The 6,431-nt window shown below is 49.1% G+C and carries 3 protein-coding genes; all 3 read right to left on the bottom strand.

The features are described 5' to 3' along the window. Positions 1-4,846 (bottom strand): calcium-binding protein (locus tag ACIQUH_RS27650; RefSeq protein ID WP_400821351.1); only part of this gene is annotated, 4,846 nt, incomplete at its 3' end. Between the two features lie 9 nt (positions 4,847-4,855). After that, complete coding sequence (locus ACIQUH_RS27645) at positions 4,856-5,383, bottom strand: hypothetical protein (protein WP_400821349.1); 528 nt, start codon at positions 5,381-5,383, stop codon at positions 4,856-4,858. Between the two features lie 142 nt (positions 5,384-5,525). Beyond that, complete coding sequence (locus ACIQUH_RS27640; RefSeq protein WP_400821345.1) at positions 5,526-5,987, bottom strand: toxin-activating lysine-acyltransferase; 462 nt, start codon at positions 5,985-5,987, stop codon at positions 5,526-5,528. Between the last annotated feature and the right edge of the window lie 444 nt (positions 5,988-6,431).

The raw sequence follows: 6,431 nt of genomic DNA, 5'->3' as shown, positions 1-6,431 counted from the left end.
CATACATTCGGTCATCACTTTCACCGCCGCTCATCACGTCGGCAGTAGCAAAACCGAGAATCACGTCCTTATTTGCGCTCATCCACGACGATCGGAAAAGGTCGAGTATCTGCTCACCCACCAGTACGTTACCATTTGCTGTTTCGATGCTGTTGATACCGCTTCCATAATTGTTACCAAGGCCCGATAGCGTCACACGCGTGCCATCGTTAAAGTTTATCCAGCCAACTGCAGCCGCAAGTGGGTCTTGACTGTAGACCAAACTGCTAAGCGAAATTCCGCTTCCGAAAACCAGTTTGTCGTTGTCTCCGTCGTTCTGGCTGCCTACAATTACATCATTTCCATCACCAAGATCGTAGTAGTAATTGTCGTCGTGCGAGCCGCCGATGAGGATGTCGTCCCCTTTTCCGCCCCGGATTTGATCTGCACCGTTGTAACCGTAGATTCGGTCGTTACCCGCGCTGCCATTGAGCACATCTGCTTGCGACGAGCCCACGATATAATCATTGTTTCTGTCCGTAGCTCTCACGACGAGTGCATTTTTGATGTCTTGTGCCGACCAGATTGTTCCGTCCGCAAATTCGAACTGTTCGACCTGGAAACTAGACAGTTGGCCCAACACCTCAATGCGTCCAGGCATCCCGCGGAATGTAATGAGCAGCGAACGGTCATCCCTGCCACCCACTGACAAATGGACGTCCTCGTAAGAAATGCCTGCGCCGAAAACCAGTTTATCCGAACCCAAGTTCTCTGAAATGACGACGTACCCGTCACCTCGATGGTAGAGGTAGGTGTCGTCGCCTTCTCCGCCAACAAGTTGATCATATCCACCGCCGCCGCGCAGTGTGTCGTTACCCTTGCCACCCAACAATATCTCGTCAGCGAACCCGCCGACCAGAACGTCATTACCTGTCGTTTGGTTCTGATTGATGTAAAGCTTGTTAAGCTCTCTGTAGGATAGGCGGGTCCCATCGGCAAATTCGAACAATTCAATGCCATCCGAAAAATCGGGATTCCCGTAATGGATCGAAAGCTTGTCGTTCGTGCCTTCAACGCCAATCACAAGCACAGAACTATTGGCAGAATCCCTGCTCAGAAGCAGATTAGCAGGGACGATACCGGCCCCAAACACCACTCGGTCGATGTCGCGAGAAAAACCGAGGTCGATGATGGTGTCCGTCCCATCACCGAGATTGAAGCGGTAGGCGTCAGATCCGACACCTCCCCGGAGGATATCGTCTCCATCCGCACCGGCCAAATCATCATCACCGAACGTACCTGCAATGCTGCTGGATGCTCCATCGCCGATATTTGTAAGCGAAGGAAGGCCGCCCTGCGCAATCGCAGAAATTATCTGGCCCTTTGACCACACGGTTCCATCGGCAAATTCGAAGCGTTCGATACCGCTGAAGTCGGTCAGAAAGCCACCGGTGATGACGAGAAGCGCTGAATCGTTGCCGTTGATCCGGATCATAAGATCATCGCCAACTGCCGAACGGTGGATGATCAGGTCAGAGGGAAGAATGCCGTTTCCAAATACGATGACATCGTTTCCGGTCACTCCAGAGTCGGTCACCACATCTACACCGCTATCAACGCGGTAGACATATCTGTCCGAGCCATCGCCGCCGATCAATATATCACGACCGGCTCCGCCTTCCAGGATATCGTCACCAGCAAATCCGCGCAGGATATCGTCGCCGGTACCGCCTAAGAGCCAGTCTTCGGAATCGTCGCCCAATAAGCGATCGTTTCCAGACCCTCCGTCCAGAACGTCACCAAGCCCACCGCCAGCGAGAAGAACATCGTCTCCATCCCCACCGAACAGCCAGTCATCGAGTTTTCCACCAATCAGAAGATCGTTACCGGCACCACCAAACATATCATTGCCGAGGTCGCCGCCGTAGATCTGATCGTCACCTGCGCCACCGTTTATCCGCGCGGCAAAGCCAATCTCGGTTTTGCCAGCCCTGTCAAAGCCGTTAAAACCGATGAACTCGCCGGCTTTACCGGATTGCGAAACATCGCCGTCAAACCTGTCGCCATCGACAAATATATAATCAGAACGATCTCCGCCGCTAATCGTGTCTTTCTGTCCCGGCGCTATCGTATCCGCAATAACTGCTGGCGAATCCGCCCCGAGTACGAACCAGCGTTCTCCATCAAGATAGGTGAACACGACTTTATCGCTGGTGACAGCATTATGCTGCAACCACCAGTCCCAGCCACCCGTCCAGTCGATTTCCGATCGCTGATGAATACCAAGGGCAAACACCTGCGCAAGCGTCATCTGCCAGCCGATGGCGAATTCACTGTTCGGATCGGCAGCGATAATTGCATTGATCGCAGAAATGTTCCGCAGATAGTTCTGATATTCCTTGGCAATCATCAATGCGGACATTAACTGGTTGAGAGCATCGGAACTGGACGTCTCTTGCGCATTTGCGCTTCCGCCTGTCGGATCGATCACCGTTCTGGGAATAGCAGTCGCGCCATCGGTCTTGATCGACCATTCTTGATAGGTTTCAAGGGTCGCATGGATTGCACGGCGCGCATACACATCGCCACCCGCTATCTGCATGGATCGCAACGCCTCGAACACACCTATATTGATAGTGCTTTTGGCATCCGACCCGAGATTATATTCCTTACCGTCAATTTTGACGGAAAAATCCTCTTCGACGAAACCAAAGGTCAAGCGCGCGACGTTACCGGCGAGCACGTCCCCATCCACCAGATCGAGAATGGACTTTACAATGCTGATGTGACTTTCGGCCAAATCCCGTGCGACGTCTTTGTGTGCGCGATCTTCGCCGTAAACCCTCGAAATTCGATACAGATCTTCGAGCGTATTGAATTCGACATCAGCGAACCCTTCAGGATCGTCGCCGAATATCCCTCCGATAAGTCCGCCTAGCAGACCTCCCAAAAGAGATCCTATAAACGTTCCAACAGGTCCAAGCGAACTAAAGATGAATGCGCCGATATTGGAGCCGATATTTGACCCAACCTGCTCAGTGTAAGTATCGAAGTTTCCGATATTGTTGGCTAGGATCGTTCCCGCCACACTCCCAAGCGAGGTCAGCATGGAGCTTGAGACGCCCACATTCCAGGGATTGCCGGCAATAATATTGTCGCCGATTTTGACGATTGCAGCCTGTGTCGGACCTGCGACAAGTGCCGCGAGCTCTGGATCCATATCGAGCAAATCGGCTAGTTGTGACCCGGCATAGGATCCTAGCGCTGCGAAGCCTGCTGATGCAATAATCTCGCCGAAATTGAAGCCATTGGCAGAATTGTCGAGCGCATGTTGTGCCTGAACCGCAACAACGCCACCCGCGTTTGCAGCGAGGAACTCCAATGCGGCAAGCTGGGCCAGATTGGAACCCGCCTGCTGGGCAAAGATTGACAATGCGCTTGCAAGTGCCGGATCAATATCTGCGTCGTCAATCAGCGCGGAAACCAACGCGCGGCCAGCATATCCCCCCACGCTTCCAATGACGTTGTGAGCATAACGACCTAGCAAAAGTTCACTACTGAAATCATCGACACCGAGGAGTGCATCTCCAGCGACAGTCCCAAACGTCCGCAAGGCCGACCCGATCAAGATGTTCTGCCACGGATTATCAGCGAAAATGATGTTTGAAATCTGACCTAGAATGTCGTCAGCAAGTCTCGCTTCATCTGTTTGTGGGAGAAACAGAGAGTCGTTGTGAACGCGTATGCCATTCGCAATATAGGTATGATATATTTCAACTTCAAAATTGAATGTTTTACGAATATCTTCAGAAGAAGAAAAAACATTTGAAATATCTATCAGTTTTTTTACAGTTACGTCTTTTTCATCTAAAAAAATTCGACGAGCCGTGACTGAAACTGGCGAACCATCCTTCGATAGCAAGCGGCCAGATCCGGTATTCCAGTCGATCAAGTTTTCGATAGCGTCGAAATTACCGCTGCCAGTCGCAAACCTGTGACCAGGAGTGACTAATAGCACTTGTTCATCTGGGTTAGATAAAAAGCGAAGTTCGATCCATTTATCGGTAATATTATGAAACAGGCGAACGACCCTACTTGGTATCAGTTCGCCAAAGCTATTATAGGCAATTACTATGTCATCAACGCAGATCGTCTCTATCGGACGCTGCGTACCGTCCGCCATTTCAATCAGAGTTCCTGCGGAAAAACAGTAATCTTGAGGCTTGAAAATGCCGAGATGATGTACTGAACCATCTGGATCAATTCTAAATTTGTCGAAAGGTGTGAAATTATGAACATTACCTTGCGCGTCCGTCACAATAACAACTGCGGGGTCGCTAGTGTCAATTCTCGCGCCATTTGAACCAACTATATTAGTTCCCGGCACAGCAATCGGAGGTATGCCACTATATAAAAAAATATTTCCGGCAGTGATAAAGTATTGCGCGGCACTTATTCCGCCATCAAAAAAACTCTTCAGAAGAAATTCCTGAGGATTGTAATATCGTTGATTTGCTCCGAGCTCTACCGAGGCAAAATAATTGTCATTCGAAACAAAAAATATCGGTGAATCGCCGAACTGCTCCGACGCCGCGACCATGCTTCTCTCACCGTTGCTAGATCCGGGAAGAAATTGCGGCGTGGGAACTACCTGTATTTTCCCCAACGCTTGACCTTTAGCAATCCAAGCAGCAACAAGCGCCCCATCAGGGTAGCCTCCGCGCGTCACTTCAGCAAGAATCGTTGAAGTAATAACAACGATATTATTTGGAGTAAAAAGGGAATCAAGCGCAGGATTTTTTGTTTCGAGCTGCTCTTTTCCCAGATAAATTAAAGCATTTGTATCTACAAAAGCCAATTCTGACATCAATACACCTCATCCTAAAATACGGAAGTAAATCGGGAAAAATTGCTTAACAGCTTCTTCGAATCGGGTTAGGCAGACCAAATTAGATTTTATATTATTTAGACAATTAGTAATAATCATCGCTGCTTCATTTAAATCATCGCCGCCGTAGGCAGCGTATAGTTCCATCATGTAATCCATTTCAGCATTGTAATGCTCCCCTTTACCAATTTTTTGCATGGTATTTAAACTGAACCAGTCATCTGTAATTTTTTTTGTTAGATCGGCATCGCTAATTATAGAAGCAATAATGTGTTTATACTTTAAGCGATGGAGTTCAGCCGTCCTATTTCGCTTGCCAGCAGCCTCCTGCCAAGAAGCGGCAACCAGAACGTCATCTGTGGTTTTATCAAGATCGAATATTAATAAATTTGAGTTATACACCCCGACATCTTTTCGGGGGTCCGCCGAAATAGCTTCAGTCACAGGATCCACGACTAGAAAACTCCCGTTCCAACTAGTTGGAATTCCCTCTAAACCTGAAACTTTCCACATCATTTTTCCACCACTGGATATATATTCTCTTCAAAAAATATATCTTAAAAAAGCGATAATATTGACAACCTAACTTGGCATCTTACACACACTCTCTCGGGAGTATCTTCAGTTCATTGTAGGCAAATCGTAGATGTTGATTTTGCTACCATTCCACGACCGCCCTTCGTCCACCCGACGCCGCCTGCAACATCTTAAATCGTTGAGCTGATAAAACCCGTGTCTTCAGTTCTTCGATCAATCCTTCCTGACCGCCAAAGGGACATATGAAATCAATCAGCCACAATTGATCGCCAGACTTCCAGTCTGTTGGCATCAGGCGGCGGATGCCGTTCGTCACAATTCGCTCTTCTGCCTCGTCTCCAAGAAATGCCCACGATGCAAATCCGTAAGGGTTGCCGGCACGTTCCCACAAATGGAACTGCCCCAACATAATTGGAGGCGTTACAAGCCATTCAATATCAGTGATCATCAGATGTTTGTGGAGCGGCGAACGCGACATAAGCCATACGGCATGGCCAATGGCATGGATACGCGTCTGACCGGCATCCTTGCCTGCCCGGATATTTTTGGGAAGGTCCGAATTTTCGTGATCTGCGCTTTGCATCAAATGCCCCCATTTGCCAAAAAGAGCCTTAACAATTCATCCAAAATTATCAATCAAAAATTGAGTTTTGCAGATCGAAACGCGTAAAATATAGCGTGAGCATCGTAAGATGCATAAGCCCACAATGGCGACAACGGCATCATTCCCTCAGGCGGGTCAGCGTGAGAGGGCGCTTAAGTCTCTCCTCCTCAAGGAAGTCGGCCCACCACCGCATCATCTTCACTCGCTCATCCCAATATGTGGCCCGATTGTAGATACGTCTAACCGCGCGCGTATCGAGATGTGCAAGCTGAGCTTCAATAGCATCGATGCTAAATTCTCCAGACTCGTTCAATATGCTGCTGGCGGAATGAATAGCCCCGAGTTTCGTAGACACCCTCGGGTTAGATTTTCTGCTGCTTCTCGAACTCGACGGGCGACAGCATCCCGTTCCTGACGTGTTTG

The sequence above is a fragment of the Agrobacterium sp. NPDC090283 genome, assembly GCF_044769685.1.
Lineage (GTDB): Bacteria > Pseudomonadota > Alphaproteobacteria > Rhizobiales > Rhizobiaceae > Agrobacterium.
This window is presented reverse-complemented; position numbering and strand designations above follow the sequence as displayed.